Origin of the sequence: Proteiniphilum sp. UBA5384 (assembly GCF_002410825.1) — a bacterium.
Taxonomy (GTDB): Bacteria; Bacteroidota; Bacteroidia; order Bacteroidales; family Dysgonomonadaceae; genus Proteiniphilum.
On record NZ_DHOS01000002.1, the window covers coordinates 90,322 to 110,104 of the forward strand.

Sequence of the window (19,783 nt, forward strand, 5' to 3'; positions counted from 1 at the left end):
TTTGCATCTTGTCCGGGTTAGAGGATTTCTTAACGCCGTACAATGAATGCGTAACAGAATATTTATATGATCACTTCCAAAGAGATTAGACAATCGTTTAAAGATTTTTTCCAGTCGAAAGAACACCATATCGTGCCATCGGCTCCCATGGTGATAAAGGATGACCCTACACTGATGTTTACCAATGCGGGTATGAACCAGTTCAAGGATATCATTCTGGGTAATGCGCCGGCAAAATATTCCCGTGTGGCAGATTCGCAAAAATGTCTCCGAGTGAGCGGTAAGCATAACGACCTTGAGGAGGTGGGACATGATACCTATCACCACACCATGTTTGAGATGCTGGGTAACTGGTCATTCGGCGATTATTTCAAGAAAGAGGCAATTGGATGGGCATGGGAATATCTGACGGAGGTACTTGAACTGCCTGAAGACCGACTATATGTAACCGTATTTGAAGGGGCTTCCGACGAAGGCCTCGAGAGGGATAATGAAGCGGCCGCTTATTGGGAAAAATATCTTTCTAAAGAACGCATCGTTAATGGTAATAAACACGATAATTTCTGGGAGATGGGGGATACAGGTCCTTGCGGCCCCTGCTCCGAAATCCATATCGATCTCCGTCCTGAAGAGGAACGGACTAAAATAGACGGTTTGCGGCTAGTGAACCGGAATCACCCACAGGTAATCGAAATTTGGAACCTGGTATTCATGCAATATAACCGTAAGGCGGACGGCTCGTTAGAACCGCTACCGGCGAAAGTGATTGATACCGGAATGGGGTTTGAGCGGCTTTGCATGGCAGTACAAGGGAAATTGTCGAACTACGATACCGACCTTTTCCAGCCTGTAATCCGTAAAATAGGAGAGATATGCAATACGCTCTACGGCGAAGATCCTGCCAAAGATGTGGCGATGCGCGTTGTGGCGGATCATTTGCGCACTATTGCTTTCTCCATCACGGACGGGCAACTCCCCTCGAATGCCAAAGCAGGCTATGTAATCCGCCGTATCTTGCGACGGGCAGTGCGCTACGGTTATACTTTCCTGGGTATGCACGAGCCGTTCATGTACCGGTTAATCCCTACGCTTATTGAAGTGATGGGAGAGGCTTATCCTGAACTGCCTGCACAACAGGGGCTTATTGAGAAGGTGATGAAGGAAGAGGAGGAATCCTTTTTGCGCACGCTGGAGACCGGTATCCGTTTATTAGAGAAAAACCTGCCCGAACAGGAGGGTGGGGAGTTAAATGGTGAGGTGGCTTTCCAGTTGTATGATACTTTTGGCTTCCCATTAGATCTGACGGAGTTGATCCTGCGTGAATACGGTATGACGGTGGATGTGGCAGGTTTCAATACCGAAATGGAGAAGCAGAAACAACGTGCACGAAATGCCGCTGCCGTAGAGACAGGCGACTGGACAAAGGTATGTGACGGCGAGCCGGAATTTACCGGATACGACGAGACGGAAACTGCCGGAACCCGGATTCTCCGTTATCGTGTGGTAAAACAAAAAAATCGCGAATTCTTCCAGATCGTACTTTCCCGTTCACCCTTTTATGCCGAAATGGGGGGACAGGTAGGGGATACCGGCTGGTTGATTCCTGAAGAAGGGGAGAAGATAGAAGTCTTTAATACCAAGCGGGAGAATAATCTTGCAGTCCATTTTACACGTAAATTGCCCGCAAATATAGAAGGAACTTTTACTGCACGTATTGATACGGAAAAGAGAACGGCTACTGAGTGTAACCATACTGCCACCCACCTGATGCATGAAGCACTCCGTGAGGTGTTGGGAACCCATGTGGAGCAAAAAGGATCGTATGTGTCTCCCAATCTGTTGCGGTTCGATTTCTCCCACTTTGCAAAGATGACACCTGAAGAGATCCGTCAGGTAGAACGACGGGTAACGGCCGGGATACGGAGTGATTATCCTATTGAAGAACATCGACATGTGCCGATTGAAGAGGCGAAAGCCCAGGGAGCGATGGCTCTGTTCGGCGAGAAATATGGCGATGATGTACGTACGGTGCGTTTCGGCTCCTCTATCGAATTATGTGGGGGTACGCATATCTCTTCTACAGGTCGTATCGGTACATTTCGCATCATTACCGAAAGCGCTATTTCTGCCGGTGTACGCCGCATTGAAGCAATCACGGCGAAAGCGTGTGAAGATTATCTCTATGCCAAAGAAGATGTGATGGCAGAGATAAAGAATCTCCTGCATAATGCACCCGATGTGATGTTGGGTATCCGTCGGTTAATTGCCGACAATGAGGAGAAGGAGAAAGAGTTGCAGGAGTATGTGCAAGAGAAGACCGAACAGTTGAAGCGATGGATCATTGATAAAAAACAGGATATACATGGAATCACTCTCTTTAAGGTGGTCATGCCGATAGGGCCGGTTGATGTGATGAAGAATATCGCTTATCAATTGAAAGGACAATTCCCGGAAAAGATGATGTTTGTCGCGGGGACTTCTACAGAGGATAAACCCAACCTTACGGTGATGCTTACCGACGACCTGGTGGCTACTGGCCTTCATGCAGGAAATATGGTGCGTGAAGCTGCCAAATATATTCAGGGAGGTGGAGGAGGACAACCCCACTTTGCTACTGCAGGAGGAAAAAAAACTGATGGACTGATTGAGGCAGTAGAATCTATTGTGCAAAAACTGAATGATTATTAGTGCTTCGTGCGATAATGGCTGTGCTGATAATATTGGAATTGAAAAACACATGATCCATTCACGATGGATAGGGTATGAATATTGTAGGATTTGTACTCAAAAACATGAATAATAAGGTAGCGATATTGTTGCTTCGGGAACTCTTTTTTCGGATTGACAGTATTATTCTCTGTTTTGACTGAATTTTTGTATCCTCATTAAATGCTATCATTTACATTTGTATCCTCATATCTAATAGTTTATTTTTCTTGATAATCAGTAAACTTGGATCTGATCATCTCTCCGTGACTATAGGCTTTACTTTAGTACATATCAAGATTAATTATGAAATTGAATAAACTGGTATTACTGGCAATGTTTTTGTCGATATTATTAGGTGGCTGTATTACAAAAGGCTCCTTTGAAGCAGGTGACAATACTTTCTTACTTAATGGAGAGCCCTTTGTGATCAAAGCGGCCGAATTACACTATCCCCGTATCCCCAAAGAGTATTGGGAGCATCGTATTCAGGCGACTAAAGCATTGGGCATGAATACTATTTGTCTATATGTTTTTTGGAACTATCATGAGCCGGAGGAAGGTCTATATGACTTTTCCGGACAGAAAGATATTGCTGCTTTTTGCCGTTTGGCACAAAAGCATGGTATGTATGTAATTGTCCGTCCCGGTCCGTATGTGTGTGCGGAATGGGAAATGGGCGGGCTTCCTTGGTGGCTGTTGAAAAAACATGGTATCGGACTTCGTGAACAGAATCCTTATTTTATGGAACGTACCAGATTGTTCATGAATGAGGTAGGCAAACAACTCGCAAGCTTACAAATCAACCATGGTGGAAATATCATCATGGTGCAAGTTGAAAACGAATACGGCGCATTTGGTACAGATAAACCTTATGTGGCCGCAATTCGTGATATTGTCAAAGACGCCGGATTTACCGGTATACCATTGTTCCAGTGCGATTGGAATTCCAACTTTGAGAACAATGCGCTCGAAGATTTAGTATGGACAATCAATTTTGGAACAGGAGCCAATATTGATGACCAGTTCAGACGTTTAAAAGAGCTTCGGCCCAATGCTCCACTTATGTGTAGTGAATTCTGGTCGGGTTGGTTTGACCATTGGGGTGCTAACCATGAAACGCGCAGCGCCGAGTCATTGGTAGCGGGATTGAAAGAGATGCTCGATCAGAATATCTCGTTCAGCTTATACATGACACATGGAGGAACAAGCTTCGGCCATTGGGGCGGTGCCAATTTCCCCAACTTTTCCCCGACTTGCACTTCTTATGATTACGATGCACCCATAGGTGAATCGGGAAATATCACACCTAAATATCACGAAGTGAGAAACCTGCTGAAGAATTATTTGCCGGAAGGGCAGATACTTCCGGAGGTGCCCGATTCTATTCCGACTATACATATCCCGGCATTTGCACTAACCGAAACGGCCTTGTTATTTGATAATCTGTCGGAAGCTAAACAAAGTGAGAATATTCAGTCGATGGAGTTTTTTGATCAAGGCTGGGGAAGCATTCTTTATCGTACTGCCCTTGACGTTTCTGATGAGGAACAAACATTGATAATCACCGAGGCGCATGACTGGGCGCAGGTATTTCTCGATGGTGAGAAGATCGCAACCCTTAGTCGTTTGAAAGGGGAGGGAACAGTAAAACTACCTCCCTTAAAAGAAGGAGCGCAGCTTGATATTTTGGTGGAAGCAATGGGACGCATGAATTTCGGAAAAGGAATCTATGACTGGAAAGGCATTACCGAAAAAGTTGAGATACAGAACGGCAAAGAGACGAAAGAATTAAAGAACTGGCAGATATATAGTATTCCGGTTGATTATGCATTTGTGAAAAATAAGCAATTCAAAAAAGAAGCGAATACTACAAATCATCCGGCATATTACAAAGGTACGTTTATGCTCGATGAAGTGGGTGATACTTTTTTTGATATGACTAATTGGAGCAAGGGGATGGTCTGGGTCAACGGTTGCACCATAGGTCGTTATTGGGAGATAGGCCCTCAACAGACATTGTATATGCCGGGGTGCTGGCTTAAAAAAGGAGAGAACGAAATTATCATACTCGATATGGCATCTCCTTCAAAACCTGAAACCCAAGGATTAAGAAAACCGATACTTGATATGCTCAGGGGACACGGAGCTTATGCACATCGAAAACTGGGGGAAATCCTGAATCTGAGGGAAGAAACTCCTGTTTTTCAAAGTGCATTTAAATCCGGTAACGGTTGGCAACACGTCGAATTTGGCAAGGAAATTGAAGCGCGATTCTTCTGTCTTGAGGCTTTGACTTCTCATGGAGGCGATGATTATGCAGCGATTGCCGAATTGGAATTATTGGGTGAAGATGGTAAAAAGGTATCCCGTCAACATTGGAAAGTTATATATGCCGATAGCGAAGAATTGGATGATGCTAATCACGTAGCCACCAATATTTTTGACCTTCAGGAATCTACTTTCTGGTATACGAATTATTCTTCGTCTCATCCTACATATCCGCATCATATCGTCATTGATCTTGGGGAAGACAGGAAGATAACCGGGTTTTCCTATCTTCCGCGGGCTGAAGCAAATAAGCCGGGCATGATTAAGGATTATAAGATTTTTATAAAAACGACTCCTTTTATTTTAAAATAAAATATTTGGAAATTAGTGAGTTGTATACTTTTTTTTGTAAAAAATCTTTCAGGGATGACAGTATTGTTCGGTGTTTTGACTGAATTTTTGCATCATCATTAAAGGCTATCCTGTACATTTGCATCCCAATAATATGATTCAATTTAACGAAATAGTATTATTCTATTAGCGAATAAGTACTATGATAGACCATAAACTGTTGTCAATTGAAGATTTTAATGCGGCAATTATGAGGCTTGCGTATTCGGTTTTGACTTTTCCCCGCAATTGTAGACTTTATTTTGAAATAAATCCAGATACTATAAAAGATTAATTATTTTAATTCATTATTTATGTTAAATTTAAAACTGTCATGTTGTTTCTTGTTGGCATTGTTTGGGATGCTGTCTGTTTCGGCAACACCGATCGGGAAAGACACTAATGTACAACAGCAAAAGAATACCCGTTTATTGACCGGTGTGGTGATTGATGCTGCTACCGGAGAAACTCTTATCGGGGCTACCGTTGTGGAGCTAAATACAACTAATGGAGCCGTCACCAATATGGATGGTGAATTTAGTATCAATTTAATTGGGAAAAACGAAATTGAAGTTTCTTATATCGGGTATAAGAAAGCGATATTGGATGTCTCTAATATCTCTTTTATCGAGGTCAAACTTCAATCTGATAACGAACTCGAAGAAGTTGTTATTGTCGGGGCAGGATCACAGAAAAAGATTTCTGTGACGGGAGCCATCAACTCCGTGACCGGAGAGCAGTTAAAAACGTCCAGCTCTTCACTTACCACTAATCTGGCGGGTAAGTTGGCTGGTGTCATCTCGATGACTAACTCGGGAGAGCCGGGAAGGGCTTCGGAGTTTTATATCAGAGGAATTGGTACGTTTGGAGGCCGCTCTACACCGCTTATCTTGTTGGATGATGTTGAAATCTCATCGGGTGATCTGAACCGTATCCCTGCTGAAACCATTGCGAGCTTTACTGTACTGAAAGATGCTTCGGCCACGGCTATCTATGGTGTACGAGGTGCGAACGGTGTGATGTTGATTACCACCAAGAACGGTGAGGAAAATACCCGTGCCAAGATTGGAGTTTCTATCGAGAATTCCTTTCAACAACCCATGCGTTTCCCCGAGTTTGTAGACGGAGGGACCTGGATGGAACTTTATAATGAAGGCTTACTCGCACGTGGAGGTTCTACGCCCAGGTATACCCAGGATCAGATCGATTTGACGCGGAGCCATCAATATCCCTATACCTATCCTGATGTGGATTGGGCAAAAGTACTGTTTCGTGATTTCAATATGAATCAACGGGCCAATATCAACATTACGGGAGGTGGAAACCGGATCACATATTACATGAGTTTGAACTTTAGCCATGATACCGGTATTGTGAATGCTCCCGGTGATTATGTTTTCAACAATAATATTCATCATTATAACTATAATTTCCAGAATAATCTGTCTTACAAATTGTCGAATATCACTAAAATCTCATTGAACCTTAATGCCCAGATAGGAGAGAAGCGGGGACTTAGTGAAAATCCTGCCGACCTGTTTAATTACATGTATAACGCCAATCCTGTTTTATTCCCCGCAACCTTGCCATCGGAAGAGAGTGACGATCATATCAGGTTTGGAACGATCAAGAAATCGGGAAATACCGATTACCGGAATCCTTATGCGGCAATGATGGATGATTATAGCGTAACAAAGGATAACAAATTGAACGTCTTACTCAAATTGGACCAAAAGCTTGATTTTATCACACAAGGATTGGCCGTGAATGGTCTAGTTAACTGGAATAATTATTCGAGGGCCAATTTTTACCAATCGAGAACTCCTTATTATTATCTTGTAGACAACATATCTGAAACTGATCCTTCCGTCTATGACGCTGTATTGCATAAGCCGGGAGATCAGTTTATTACTGAGAAATATAATGAGCCTTTTTCTGATCAGGTATTTTATTTTGATACGCGGTTGAACTATAACCGTAAATTTGGAGATCATACATTGGGAGGACTTTTAATGTATATGATGCGGGATTATCGTCCAAACAAAGCCCTGTCTGAGCGTAACCAGGGACTTTCCGGACGTGTTACTTATGATTTTGCACAACGTTATTTTGCTGAGGTTAATTTTGGCTATAACGGAACAGAGCGTTTGGCGAAAGAAAATAGATTTGAACTATTCCCTGCCGTATCCGCCGGTTGGGTACCCAGCAACGAGGCTTTCTGGGAGCCGCTTGGCAATATTGTTGATTACCTGAAAATTAGAGGATCTTACGGGTTGGTTGGAAGCGACGGTTTTCAGAATTTCTCTCATTTCACCTATTTTGACGAAGTTTCTCTTAACGGAGGCGGTAAGTATATTTTCGGACCGGCGGTAGATACGAAGATTCAATTTACATCTCCCGGGGTGACAGCATATGCCGTTGATGGAGCCACCTGGGAACGGGTGAAGAAACTCGACATCGGGGTTGATTTTTCCTTGTTCCGGGAGGTAAACGTGACGTTTGATTATTTCAAGGACCGTCGGGAGCGTATCATGCTTAAAAGAGGTTCATGGCCCGATATAGCGGGATATTGGAGTGCCGTACCCTGGGGACAAGTTGGAGAAGCTGAAAATCATGGAGTGGAATTCAGTGTGAATTGGACGCATAAGTTTAATAAGGATTGGGAAGTTGATTTACGTTCTAATTTTACTTATACACAAAACAAATACCTGGAATACGACGAGCCTGATTATCCGTATGTCTGGCAGACTCGCAAAGGAAAACCCCTTGATGGTTACCGGGTAATGGGTTACATTGCCGAAGGGTTATTTGCCAGTGAAGAAGAAATTGCCCATAGTCCGGATCAACAATTGGGGAGCCAGGTACGACCGGGTGACATCAAATATCGGGATGTGGATGGCAACGGAATTATTAACAGCTTGGATGAAGTAATGATTTCTCCGTATGGCTGGCGACCACGCATCCAATACGGAATCGGGTCAACTGTCCGTTGGAAGAAATGGGATCTGGGTGTTTTCTTTAACGGATCGGCTAAACGTTCTATTTATATCAGTGGTATAACACCGTTCGGCAATGACTTGAACAATGTGATGAAGTTTATCTCCAAGGACCACTGGTCTATGATCAATCCGAATCCCGATGCCGCTTATCCTCGATTGGGGATCACCGACAGCGATGTAAAAAATAATACCGTAACGAGTACCTATTGGCTGCGTAACGGAAATTTCATCCGTTTCAAAACGTTGGAAGTGGGGTATAACTTTAAATTAGGCAGGCTTTATCTTAATGGTGATAATATCGCTGTCTGGAGCCCTTTCAAACTTTGGGATCCTGAGTTGGCCTGGAATGCCTATCCTCTGTCCAGGACATTTACCCTGGGAATGCAGTTTCATTTTTAATCAGGAAAATAATAAAACTTATACAAGACAATGAAGACAATAAAAAATATAAAGACAATCTGTGGGGTTGTATTGTTATTGACACTTTCAGCATGTGACTTTCTCGATGTGGCACCTGCCAGGAAAGCTAGCCTGGTAGATGCCATGAAAGATAAGGCAGCGGTGGAGAATTGGATTTATGGCTGTTATCATTCTGTTGGTGGACTATTTAGCACCCAGGATATTCCACTTGACATGCGTTCTTATGAAGGTTCTACCGATGAGTTTGTTACTCCCGATTTATGGAATGAACACAAGCGTCGATCAATAGCCTATGGTACGATTAATTCCAGTAATGTGTCGGATCACCGTTGGCGTACTTATTATGGATCCATCGGAAATGTACACTTGTTCCTGCGTGAACTGGAAAATCAAAATCCTTCATTCCTGACTGAAGAGGATAAAGAACTTTACAGGGGACATGCGCATTTTCTAAAGGGATATTATTATTTCCGGTTGCTTGAGGCTTTTGGCCCCGTACCTATTATTGATGAATATATATCGACCTCTACGTCTAAGTCAGAATTTCCCGGACGTTCCCATTTCGATTATTGTGTCGATTATATTTGTAACGAATTGGATGAAGCGGCCAAAAGGCTTCCCGGATCACCATCCGTAGACCAGGAATATGGTGCCGGGAACAAGGCTATCTGTGCGGCGCTAAAATCACGTCTGTTGCTTTATGCCGCTTCTCCTCTCTGGAATGGAGACTTTCCTTCCCGAAACTGGAAAAATACAACTTTTGAGACTCCTGGTTATGGTAAAGAGTTGGTCAGCTATCAATTTGACGTAGAGAAATGGAAGCACGCCAAGACCGCTGCTGAAGAGGCAATTGCGATTGCAAAGGATAATGGATTTAAATTAATGGAACTGGAAGATGCGGCATTGATTGCCCAAAGGCAAGATGTGCCGGTAACCGGTTGCTGGCTTCCCGGGGTTGATATTTCAACTCCCGAGGGGGAAGAGTTTGCCAAACGGGTATTGCTGATGCGTTATGTGTCGGCTTCCGACCCCTTGGACGGAAACAGGGAAATAATCATGACAATGCGTAATCCTGATAATGATAGAAATACGCTTGAAACTTATCGGGCAGGGATGCCTCGCCGTATCATTAAAAATAATTCCAATACTTGGGTCGGTGGTTACAGTGGACTTAGTCCGACTTTACAGGCGGTAGAAGCTTTTTATACAAAAAGTGGAAAATTACCTGCAAGGGATGATAACTTTACCTCTTCTGATAATTGGTTGAAATCGGCAGGGATAAGCGATCGACCGGAAATTATCAATTTGAACGTGGATAGAGAGCCTCGTTTTTACGCATGGATTACTTATGATGGCGCGGATATTGGTCCTAAGTTGAACGCCGGTAAGTCTTTCCGTGTCGATTTGCGTGATTCGGAAAAAAGCGGGTATAATCCCACCGATGCTGTCAGGGACCAGTGTCAAACGGGTTACTTAGTCAATAAATGGTTCAGTCCCCGTACCAATTGGACAGCTAGCAGTCAGGAATTAAAGGGCAATCTTTGGCCTTATATCCGCATGGCTGAACTCTATCTGAATCTGGCTGAATGTAGTGCCGAACTATATATGGCCAACGGTGATAATGCTGAATTACAAAATGCACTTGCCAATCTCAATATAGTAAGGACCCGTGCCGGAATTGCTCCTCTTTCCACTGCTGATTGTACGGATATAATGACAATCCGCGATTGGGTACGTGCCGAGCGCCGCAATGAACTTTTTATGGAAGGTCACAGGTATTACGACCTGCGTCGTTGGGTCGTTGCTGACCAATACTTAAGTAAGGGTGTCAGAGAGGGACTGAACAGTTTTGTCGGACGGGTAAAAAATCCTTCCATCGAGACCTTTAACCAACGAGTGAAGGTGGAAGGTGATTATAAATGGGATAATAAGCTTTATCTGTTACCTATCAGTCAAGATGAACTTTACTCGAACCCGCAAATGATGCAAGCACCCTGGTATTAATTATCAATTAAAATCTATTAACGATGAAACAATTAATCAATAAGATAGGAATTATTGCTATTGTGCTGCTGGTATTTGCCGCCTGCGATAATTCAGAATACGAGATGGACAATCTTTTTCCTTCAGCGTATCATAGGATGACAAGTATCCAGGATAAACCTGACGGTGACATTATTCTCTATGAAAGCGGAGATGACGGTCAAATGACATTTTCCGTCTTACGCACCGGTAGCGATCCTTCGTTGCCGGCTGAGGTGGGAATTGAGACAATGACACAGGAAGAACTTGAAAGTTATAATGCCGATTTCCAGTTGGTAGATCCTTCGTTGTATACCGTCCCAAAAACAGTCTCATTTGCTCCCGACGAGCGATATAAGGACATCGTGGTAACTTTTACGGCAGAGAATATCGTTCGTCTGAAGGAATTGATCAGTGCGTTGGAATCGGATGAGAAGTGCTATATTGCATTGAAAATTAAAGATATAGGGCACGGTGCGGTTTATGAGGAAAAGAATTATATTTTACGGAAAGTTACTATTACACAACCCTCCGTTCAAATAGTCGGAAGTGTTGATAGTAAGGAGGATAATCCTACATGGATTGATATAGCCACAAATCCTGAAATTTCATTCTCCTTAAAATTGGATATTGCTAATAACTGGAACTTCAGATGTCATTTGGTGTACAATCCTGATCTGATAGAAGCTTATAATGCCAAGTATGGCACATCATTTCAACCGTTGCCTTTTCCGGATAATATCTTGATCGAGAACAGTGAGGTAGAATTCACAAAAGGAGAGGGTAATGGAGATGTGAACCCTAAACTGAAGATTAATAATCCTGATTTTAATGGAGCAGGACTCTATTTAGTCCCCATTGAAGCGCAAAGCGAGACTTTCCAGAGTGAGGTCTACTATATCGTGCTTGAGAACAGGGTGAATCTTAGGGAAGACATGTTGTATGCTCCATTTACCGTCACTTACGATGGTTCCTGGTGGACGGGACTGTTAGATAACGATTGGGATACTTTTTGGCATACTCCATGGAAAGAACCCAAGTATTATAATAGTGAATATGGACATTGGTTCCAGATAAAATTTGACACCCCCCTAAAGTATGGCTTTCGGCTTAAATATTGGACACGAAACTATAATCCGGTCTTGCCTATCGAAATCAAAATATGTACCAGTACGGATAATGGTGAAACCTGGACGGTTGTAGATCAGCGTAGCAGTGATCTTTGCGGTATTGCAAGCAGCTGGCTTTCCCCGGCTTATGAAAGCCTGATTTCACCGATTACCCATCTGCGCTTTTCTATCATGAAATCTAATAATGGTAGATGCGGAATCGATTCAGGAGCTTCTAGCGCTCTTTCAGGATTTAGGGTGTGGGGAAAATAATGTTGACGAATAATCTATCAAAATGATGCAAGTAATGAAAAAATTAATGACTTTCTTTTTAATGTTGGCAATCTTGTCTTTCGGCTGCTCATCTGAGAATGAAATCAAAAATTCCGGTGTTCAAAAAGTTATGATTCGACTGGTAGATTCAAACGGACAGTTGATCCGTGAGAATGTCTCATTGACGGTTTCCAGCATCCGAACCGATTTTAATTCGGTTGCTCCCTTTATAGAACGAACGGAGACAAGCGGAAGCTATACTTTCTCTATTTATATGACTTCAAGGATGGTTGTGAGCGCAGTGGCTCCCAATTATAATCCGGTACGTAAGGAATTGCTACTGGAGCCCTCTTCGGAGGAAAATATAACGATAGATATTGTCATGCACCCCCGTTCGGGTTTACGCCTGATGGGCTATAATGTGCAGGACGGATGGAAGCATTCTGAATTACAGATAGAGAATTTCACTAATTGGGTAAAAAAGTATGATCCCGATATTATTCTGTTTTGCGAATTAAATAATAATGTGCAGGATGAAACCGCTATCCGTACGGATGAAGAACTGCTCGCCTTGTCGAAACAGTGGGGACACGATTATGCAACGATTCTAAAAGATTGGGGTTATCCAACAGGGATAACTTCACGGTATGAGATAACGGATATCGAGAAAGTGCAACTAAATACGCAGCCGGAAACGGGATATAGAGTGCATGGATTTATTCAGGCCAAATGTGAGGGATTGGATCTTTTTGCAGCCCATTTGTCTTCCCAGGATAAAAGAACTCGGGAGATTGAAGCAGAAGAAATAGCACGGCGGGCGAGTCTTGTTTCTTATGCAGTTGTCTCCGGAGATATGAATACGGATAGCAGGATCGATGAGTCATTTGTTCCGAACGGATATTTTCAGAGTAATCATTGGTATGAGCGGGTGAACGAATACAGTGTTATGGATAAATTCCTGGATGCCGGACTGAAAGATGCATTCTGGCTTGCTTCTACGACATACAAGGCGAGTTTTCCTGCAGACAGGGATTATGCTACTCTGGATCAGCTTGGACTGAGACTCGATTATATGCTGTTGACTCCGGCGCTTGCTCCCAGATGTGATTTTTTTGATATATTGAATGTTTCATACACAAGAACAGGATCCGATCATTTTCCTACGTTCATGCATCTCGAATTGAATGATTAGAAATAAAGAACAACTCTTTTTGTTGAATGGATTTATTTCAATATTTTTGAGAAAATAAATTTATGAGAAAATATCTTACATTCATGCTGATGATATGCTTTATCAGCGTTTTCAGCCATTGTGGGAGGAGTAGAACGGCGACGGTTTCCTCAACCGTTCCGGATCCTCCCGCCCGGTATTATGTCAATCCGGTCATCAGTCAATCTACACCCGATCCGACTGTGATCAGGGATCTCCAAACAGGTCTTTATTTTTTATATGGGACGGAAGATACACGTAATATTCCCATATACCGGTCTGAAAACCTGGTCGACTGGACATTGACAGGGACTGTCTTCACCGATGAGGTGCGGCCTAAAGGAAACCTTTGGGCACCGGAAATCTGTCGTATCAAGGATAAATACGTGTTGTTTTATTCTCTCTGGAATGGCGATGTATGGACCAGTCTCATTGGCTACGCGGTTGCTGATTCTCCTCAAGGTCCTTTTATGGATAAGGGAGCTGTCATAAAAAGCCGGGATATTGGGGTAGAGCAATCTATCGATCAATATTATATTGAGGATAAGGGTAAGTCTTATCTGTTTTGGGGCAGCTTCAGGAATATTTATGCCGTGGAACTTGATATCACGGATGAGTTGGTGATCACGGTGAAAGAAGAGACCAAACAGCAAATAGCAGGAAATGCCTTTGAAGGAACCAATATCTATCGATACAAGGGATATTATTATCTTTTTGCTTCGATCGGTGATTTTACCAATGATACCTATCGGACGGTGGTCGGTCGTTCCTCCAATTTATTAGGACCCTATGCGGATAAGGAAGGAAAGTTGATGCTTGACAATGGATATGAAGTTGTCATGGGAAACAGTGAGCAGTTTTATGGTTTGGGTCATAATGCCGGTCTGGTAGAGGATGACGCCGGTCAGACATGGATGTTTTATCACGGCTATGAGCGTCAGACGAAGAAAGGACGGTACGTTTTTCTGGATAAAGTCTTCTGGGACGATCAGGATTGGCCTTATATTCAAGGAGGGATTTCTTCAACGAAAGCAGTAATTCCTGTTATACATAAAGACGGTTTTTAACGATAAAAAAGGGAATTTCTCCACAGATGCGGCTTGCTTTACTTTTTCTTTTTTGTTTTTTTTATATTATCCCCCCTCTCCACGCGAAGGATAAGATAGAATACTACTTTAAAAGGCTTAACATAGAGAATGGTCTGTCGCAGAATACCGTTTCTTGCATCTTGCAGGATTATCAGGGATTTATGTGGTTTGGGACAAAAGATGGGCTCAATCGTTTTGACGGGCAACAATTTCGGGTCTTTAACAAAGGATCTGCCGGTTTGGAGAATGATTTTATTACCACATTATTTGAAGCTTCAAATGGTGACCTTTGGGTAGGGACGGATGCCGGTGTGTATATTTATAATCCTGTAAAAGAATTGTTTACTCCTTTTGATCTGCAAACAGCGCAGGGAGAATCAATACAGCACACCGTTACCCGGATAGAAGAATGGAAAGATAGTACGATCTGGATTTCAGTAGATTATCAGGGTTTATTTCAATATGATTATATAAATTCACATTTATACCATCCGGTAAATTATGACATACATGCCGATTCGTTGGCGAATATTTCTCACTTCTGGTTTGAAGGTGATGTCTGCTGGATGGCCCTGTATGGAGATAACTTATATTATACGGATGACTTTAAAAGCAGACAAACGTTTAAGGATATCCATGGCGATGAGTTATTCAAAGGAGATATAATTACATCACAAATACAGGGAAATCATAATTGCTGGTATGTGGGCTCTGCGAAAGGACTTGTCGAGATCAATATGACTACCGGAAGATCCAGACGTTTGTTGAACGAGTATGTAAGGGCATTGCAGTTTAATGCGGATAATGAATTATGGATCGGAACAGAGACCGGTCTTTATATCTATTATCTGGATATCAATATTTTTATCCATCTTACCGATTCCAAGTCGGCCGATCCTTATGCTTTAAGTGATAATGTCATTTATTCCCTTTTTCGGGATAATGAAGGCTCCATGTGGGTAGGATCCTACTTTGGGGGGATAAACTATTATCCATACCCTTATACCTATTTCGAAAAATATTATTCGGAACGAAACGGAAATTTTGGGAAAAGGATACGGGAATTCTGCGAGAGCAACGATGGTTCCGTATGGATCGGAACGGAAGATAAAGGTCTTTTCCATTTTGATCCGGAGAGCGGGGTCATCGAGCCGTTTGAACATCCTTCAATTTTCCATAACGTACATGGTTTATGCCTGGACGGGGATTATCTGTGGGTGGGAACATTTTCGGGCAACTTGTGCCGTATTCATTTGCCCACCAAACGACTCAAGCAATACCCCAAAGAGAACGTGATGTCGATCTGTAAGACAAGTTCCGGCACCTTATTGATCGGTACTATCCAGGGATTATTTCGTTTCAACTACGGTACCGATGATTTTATACCGGTTTTGCCGCTGAGTAATAGAAATATCAATCATATATTGGAAGATTCAAGAGGTGATCTATGGGTGTCTACCTATGCCAATGGGGTGTATCAATATAATGTCAGGCAAAAATCGTGGAAAAATTTTTGTTACCGTAAAAACGATTCTTCTTCCTTACAAAGTGATAAAGTTACCAGTGTATTTGAAGATAGTAAAAAAAGAATCTGGGTGCTGACCCAGGGAGGAGGAGCCTGTTTGTATAATCCTGATGGCCCGGGATTCACTTGTTACGACAGCGCCTATGGATTCCCGGGAAATACTGTTTATAGGATGGAAGAGGATACCAAGAAGAACTTATGGCTTACAACGAACCAAGGATTGGTCCTTTTTAATCCCGAAGAAGATTACCGGCAGATTTATACTACCGAAGACGGCCTTTTGTCCAACCAGTTTAATTATCAATCCAGTTACAAGGATAAGAAAGGGTGCATTTATTTTGGCGGCATCAACGGATTTATCATTTTTGATCCGGCGACCTTCACTGAAAAAAAGGGAGATCCTCCAATCGTAATTACGGATCTTTTCCTGTATAACAAACCGGCCCGCGTAGGAGCAACCGGTTCCCCGCTGGATAAAAGTATTCTTTTCACCGACAGAATAGTTTTAAAGCCGGTGCAAAATTCATTTTCCCTTCATGTCTCCACGTTAGGCTATCAATCCATTTCTTCACATCCGCTGTTTTATACCCTTGAAGGGTTTAATAACGAATGGCATCCCGTTGAAAAAAGCCGTATCATTAATTTTTCCCATTTACCTTACGGCACGTACAAGTTGCGGATCAGGAGTGATATAAAAGGGAGCAATGAACGGATGCTGGAGATCCGTGTCGTTCCTCCGGTTTATTTGACGGGATGGGCTTATTTCTTCTATACCCTTTTTGGCTTGGTGATGGTGGTTACCTTATTCCTTTTTTATCAGAAGAAAAACAAAAATAAACAGCAAAGGTTGATTGAAAAGATAAAATTGGAAAAGGAAAAGGATTTATATGCTTCCAAGATTAACTTTTTTACCAATGTAACGCATGAGATACGTACTCCGTTAACCCTGATCAAGACACCGCTTGAAAATATCCTGACGTCGGAAGAAATTCCAGGCAAGATCAAAAAGGATATGGAAATTATGGATATGAATACCAATCGTTTGTTGGATTTGGTGAATCAATTGCTTGATTTTCGGAAGGCTGAAATTCAAGGGTTTCAGCTGACGTTTGAAAACTGCAATATCAACGATATCGTGCAGGATATATATCAACGTTTTACCTCCCTCGCCCGGCAGAAGAAGCTGGAATATGTGATCAGGCAAACGGAGGATGTTTATACGGCATGCGACCGGGAAGCACTGACCAAGATCATAAGTAACTTGTTGACAAACGCCATCAAATATTCGGCTACTTATATACATCTAAGCCTTTGGTCGGAGAATAATGCTTTCTTATTGTCGATTGCCAATGATGGTGAAATTATTCCACCTGATAAAAGGGAGGAAATATTTAAACCTTTTGAGCAATATGAAAATGCACAAATGTATCCTACCTTAGGAACTGGTATCGGTTTGGCATTGGCCCGCTCTTTGACTGAATTGCATGACGGGAGTCTGAAGATGGATGATTCTGCTGATCAGAATTGTTTCATATTGACAATACCCATAAGACATATTCAGGAGGATAAGGCAATTCCCTATACTGAAGATTTGATCCTTGATGAAGAAGTTGAAGAAAAACAAAAAGAGGCAGGAGACAAACAAAAACCGATGATATTATTGGTGGAGGATAATCCGGAGATGCTCTCGTATATTAGCCGGCAGTTGTCATCCTCCTATCGGATATTAAAGGCGAAGAATGGTGCCCGGGCTCTGGATATATTGGAAGGGCAGATGGTCAACCTGATTGTTTCTGATGTGATGATGCCCGAAGTAGATGGTCTGGAGCTTTGTATGCGATTGAAAACGAATCTGACTTTCAGTCATATCCCCATCATATTATTGACGGCGAAGGTTACGTTGCAATCTAAAATAGACGGATTGCAATCAGGTGCAGATGCTTATATCGAAAAACCTTTTTCCGTAGAATTACTGAAAATAACAATCGCCAATCTATTGACTAACAGAGAAAAACTTCGTCATTCATTTATTCATTCGCCTCTTGTACAGATCAACTCGATGGGAGGAGGGGAGGTAGAACGCGAATTCCTAAAAACAATTACTCAGATAATAGACGAAAATATGCAGGATCCCGAATTCAATCTCGAGAAATTGGCCGATTTACTCCATATGAGCCTTTCGAGTTTGCATCGGAAAATGAAAGGCTCTTTGGACATGACTCCGAACGACTATATCCGCTTAAGGCGATTAAAAAAAGCTGCCCAATTATTATACGAGGATAATTACCGGATCAAAGAGGTTTGCTATATGGTCGGATTTAATACACCTTCCTATTTTTCCAAATGCTTTCAGAAGCAATTTGGCACACTGCCGAATGAATTTATGGGTATTAAAGAACAAGGATAGGCTATGCTATAATACAATAATTTATCAGACAAAAAACCGAATCACAACCGGATAAGTTCCAGTAGCCTCTTCCATGTATCAGGGTGTTGTTTTTTAAACCTCCGCACTTTGCTGTCCCGCCGGGCTGTTTTAAGCCATTTGCGCCAGTAGAGGGCGAAATAGAAAGTAATCGGCATCAGGATAAAATAACCGAGCGCCAAAATCCGTTCCTTTGTAATGGCTCCGATGGTCAGCGACTGGATCAGGTCGAATATGGGGACGAAAAGAAGCCCCGATGCGTATCTTACCGATGGGATAAACTGCTTGTCCTTGAAAATCCCGGTCAGCTTCTTATTGAGCAGGATGGGGAAGATACCGTTCAGCAATCCGAAAAACGCCACCGGACCGGAAAGGATAAGTGCTGCATAACGGACAAAGAGATTACTTGCAGAGGGAATTTTCTCTATCCGATCTTTTGAATTGAGCCCGTATTTTTTCAATAGGGTATGCGCTTCACGGAAACCGTCTGTTTTTCGGTCGAATTCGTCCCGGTCATTTTCATACAGCTCATCCAGTTTCCTGACGATATAGAGTGCTGCCTGAAGAAAATTATCTTTTCTTTTCGGGTATTTTTCATGTGCTATCCGGTCGCCATTCCAGTCAATGGCATAGATATATTCGTTGTAAAAATCATCATTCCATATGTTCACCACCATCGACTTGAGCCGGTTTTCCAGTTCCTGCCTTAATTGGTTGACGGCCAAAACGGGATTCTCAATATAAACATCCCTATAATCGGATACTTCAATGGGAGCGCCGAAAGTAACGTAGGCATCCGATAAGAAACCAAACATATCCCTGTAGTAAATAGATATGGGAATAATCTGGCTTTGGAGCTGAAAGTCGACCGATGCTTCGGTGGGTAATACAATGCGTGGCACCGCTTTTTGTATAGGGAGTAATGACTGTTTCGGGTTATGTCTTGCTTCGGGAAAGAGTGCGATGGGATTATTTTTCCGTAGGATGCGTGCAGCATTGTCGAATATCTCACTGTTCTTGTCAAGATTGTCCTTGCCGTCGCGAATGCGGAAGACCGGCATAATACGCATTCCTTTCAGTAGCCATGCTACAAACTTTTGTTTGAAGATATCGGCACGGGCCAAAAAAACGATTTGTTTACGGTGATAGCTGGAGAATACCAACAGCAATGCGTCTAACAGTGCGTTACGGTGGTTGGGCGCCAGGATGACCGCCCTGTCTTTGGAAACATTTTCCTTTTTCCCGACAAATATCATCCTCCTGAAATTCAGCCTCAAAGGGATGCTCACCGTTAACTTGGCCAGCGTATATCGAAAATCGTAACGGTATATCATATATTGAAGGT

At 42.6% G+C, this 19,783-nt stretch carries 9 protein-coding genes; 8 read left to right on the top strand and 1 reads right to left on the bottom strand.

Translation table 11 applies throughout. The features are described from left to right. The first annotated feature begins 66 nt into the window (after window positions 1-66). From alaS to B4G81_RS01525, 8 genes are all read left to right on the top strand, one after another. Window positions 67-2,688, top strand: coding sequence for an alanine--tRNA ligase (gene alaS, locus B4G81_RS01490; protein WP_294079352.1), 2,622 nt, complete (start codon window positions 67-69; stop codon window positions 2,686-2,688). 324 nt (window positions 2,689-3,012) lie between these two features. Then, the gene (locus B4G81_RS01495; RefSeq protein ID WP_294079354.1) at window positions 3,013-5,349 is read left to right on the top strand and encodes a beta-galactosidase; all 2,337 of its coding nucleotides are present in this window, start codon (window positions 3,013-3,015) and stop codon (window positions 5,347-5,349) included. A gap of 332 nt (window positions 5,350-5,681) precedes the next feature. Beyond that, window positions 5,682-8,765 carry a SusC/RagA family TonB-linked outer membrane protein gene (locus B4G81_RS01500; protein ID WP_294079356.1) on the top strand — a complete coding sequence of 1,028 codons (3,084 nt, stop codon included), beginning with the start codon at window positions 5,682-5,684 and terminating at the stop codon, window positions 8,763-8,765. 30 nt (window positions 8,766-8,795) lie between these two features. Beyond that, on the top strand, window positions 8,796-10,790 hold the full coding sequence (locus tag B4G81_RS01505) for a RagB/SusD family nutrient uptake outer membrane protein (RefSeq protein ID WP_294079358.1): 1,995 nt from the start codon (window positions 8,796-8,798) through the stop codon (window positions 10,788-10,790). Between the two features lie 23 nt (window positions 10,791-10,813). Continuing rightward, a complete protein-coding gene (locus B4G81_RS01510; protein ID WP_294079361.1) occupies window positions 10,814-12,190 on the top strand; it encodes a DUF1735 domain-containing protein in 1,377 nt (458 codons plus the stop codon). 130 nt (window positions 12,191-12,320) lie between these two features. Continuing rightward, window positions 12,321-13,382 carry an endonuclease/exonuclease/phosphatase family protein gene (locus B4G81_RS01515; protein WP_294079363.1) on the top strand — a complete coding sequence of 354 codons (1,062 nt, stop codon included), beginning with the start codon at window positions 12,321-12,323 and terminating at the stop codon, window positions 13,380-13,382. 62 nt (window positions 13,383-13,444) lie between these two features. Then, entirely contained in the window at window positions 13,445-14,467 is a 1,023-nt protein-coding gene (locus tag B4G81_RS01520) for a family 43 glycosylhydrolase (RefSeq protein ID WP_294079365.1), read from the top strand. Between the two features lie 26 nt (window positions 14,468-14,493). After that, window positions 14,494-18,420 (top strand): hybrid sensor histidine kinase/response regulator transcription factor, encoded by a 3,927-nt coding sequence (locus B4G81_RS01525; RefSeq protein WP_294079367.1) that lies wholly within the window; start codon window positions 14,494-14,496, stop codon window positions 18,418-18,420. A 41-nt stretch (window positions 18,421-18,461) separates the two neighbouring features. On the opposite strand, the gene B4G81_RS01530 is transcribed toward B4G81_RS01525, so the two are convergent. Then, complete coding sequence (locus tag B4G81_RS01530) at window positions 18,462-19,772, bottom strand: 1-acyl-sn-glycerol-3-phosphate acyltransferase (RefSeq protein ID WP_294079369.1); 1,311 nt, start codon at window positions 19,770-19,772, stop codon at window positions 18,462-18,464. Window positions 19,773-19,783: the final 11 nt, after the last annotated feature.